The following is a 1,657-nucleotide window of genomic DNA, read 5'->3' on the forward strand; positions in this document are numbered from 1 at the left end:
CGCTCAGGCAACGGGCCACGAACGGCTCCTTGCCGGGGCGATTGCCGACAACCAGCACCTCGTTCAGATAGCCTGATTTCTCGTTGAAACCATAAATCATCGTGCCGCCAGGCCCGGCAGTGCCGGGTCGGATGATCAGCGCGCTGTAGATCGGCGCGAAGCGGCCGCTCATGTCACGCGACATCATCTGCTGTTCGAAGGACAGGAAGACGATGCTTTTGGCTGTTCCCGTATGGTTGAAATCATCTCGCGCGGCCTCGCTGTAGCCGTCCATCTGGGGATAGCGCAGATAGAGGTCGAGCCGCGAGGCGATGCCGTCGCGCCGGGCCTGGGCGAAACGGATGGCATTGGCCGGGACCGTGATGACATTGTTGCCGATCACCACCTGGTGGGCTGTTGCGTCGTCGGTGTATCCGGCCATGGCGATCGAATGGCCGAACCATTTGCCGGCAAGGCTGATCGCCACCGACAACAGGGCGAGCACCGCGAACCCGTAGAGCACCCGCTTCATCAGCCTGGAATCGACCACGGTGAGTTCGTTGGCGAGCGCTGCCTGCTTCATCTCAGTCCTCGGATCTCGGGCCGCCCGTCCGCCTGCAGTGTCCCCGGGCGGCACACATCGCACGGCATGGCTCTTGCAGCCTGCATGGAACGACTGTGCAATTTCATGGTAAACGGAAAGTTAAGATGGGACCGCTGGAACTCACACTCTTTGCTTTTGCCGTCGGGTTGACGGCCTGCGGGCTGGCCGGATCGGCCATGGAACTGGTGTCGGGCCGCAAGGTCGCCTTCACCGAACCCTATGTGTCGCCGTCACATGTCTTGCGCTCGCTGCTCGCCACGGCCTGTGCGGGACCGTTCATGCTGGTCAACGACGCCATCGATGCCCGGCGTCAGCGCCGCATTTCAACGTTGGCGCTGATGTCCTGCGGCTGCACGGCAATTGCGTGGACCTTGGCGCTGGGCGTCGTCGTGCTTGCCATTGCCTCATGGTCGGTCCGTCTCCTAGGGTCCGAGCTGCCAGCTTGAGACGATTCGGAGACCAGGAATGCCGCTTTATGCGATCGATGGAACAGAGCCCAGCTTCGCCGATGCGGACTCGAACTGGATCGCGCCCGATGCGACGCTGATCGGCGACGTCAGGGTCGGACGCAATGCCGGCTTCTGGTTCGGCGCCGTCATCCGGGGCGACAATGAGCCCATCGTCATCGGTGCCGACACCAACGTGCAGGAACATACGGTCATGCACACCGATCCCGGTTTCCCGCTGACGATCGGCGAAGGCTGCACGATCGGCCACCGCGCCTTGCTGCATGGCTGCACGATCGGCGACAACAGCCTGATCGGCATGGGCGCCATCGTGCTGAACGGCGCGAAAATCGGCAGGAATTGCCTGGTCGGCGCCGGTGCGCTGGTTACCGAGGGCAAGGAATTCCCGGACAATTCGCTGATCGTCGGCTCGCCCGCCAAGGCGATCAGGGTGCTGGACGACGCGGCCGTGGCAAGGTTGCGCGGCTCGGCGGCGCATTATGTCGCCAACGGCAAGCGCTTCAAGGCGGGGTTGAAGAAGGTTTTCGAACGGCCATAGCCAGAAATGGCGGAGCCGGCCCGGGGACGGGGCCGGCTCCTTTCACCCGGTCGTTGGGGACGGGGAGGG

At 63.5% G+C, this 1,657-nt stretch carries 3 protein-coding genes; 2 read left to right on the forward strand and 1 reads right to left on the reverse strand.

The window, feature by feature from the left end; genetic code table 11:
• A partial coding sequence (locus ENZ74_RS31180; protein WP_127313277.1) for a hypothetical protein occupies window positions 1–562 on the reverse strand: 562 nt, incomplete at its 3' end.
• Window positions 563–687: 125 nt separating this feature from the next.
• Between ENZ74_RS31180 and ENZ74_RS31185 the strand changes: the two genes are divergently transcribed.
• Together ENZ74_RS31185 and ENZ74_RS31190 are read left to right on the forward strand one after the other, a co-directional pair.
• On the forward strand, window positions 688–1,029 hold the full coding sequence (locus ENZ74_RS31185) for a hypothetical protein (protein WP_063168099.1): 342 nt from the start codon (window positions 688–690) through the stop codon (window positions 1,027–1,029).
• A 19-nt stretch (window positions 1,030–1,048) separates the two neighbouring features.
• Complete coding sequence (locus ENZ74_RS31190; RefSeq protein ID WP_024503875.1) at window positions 1,049–1,588, forward strand: gamma carbonic anhydrase family protein; 540 nt, start codon at window positions 1,049–1,051, stop codon at window positions 1,586–1,588.
• The last annotated feature ends 69 nt before the right edge of the window (window positions 1,589–1,657 follow it).

The organism is Mesorhizobium sp. M7A.F.Ca.CA.002.15.2.1 (assembly GCF_003998715.1).
In the GTDB taxonomy this organism is placed as follows: Bacteria; Pseudomonadota; Alphaproteobacteria; order Rhizobiales; family Rhizobiaceae; genus Mesorhizobium; species Mesorhizobium ciceri.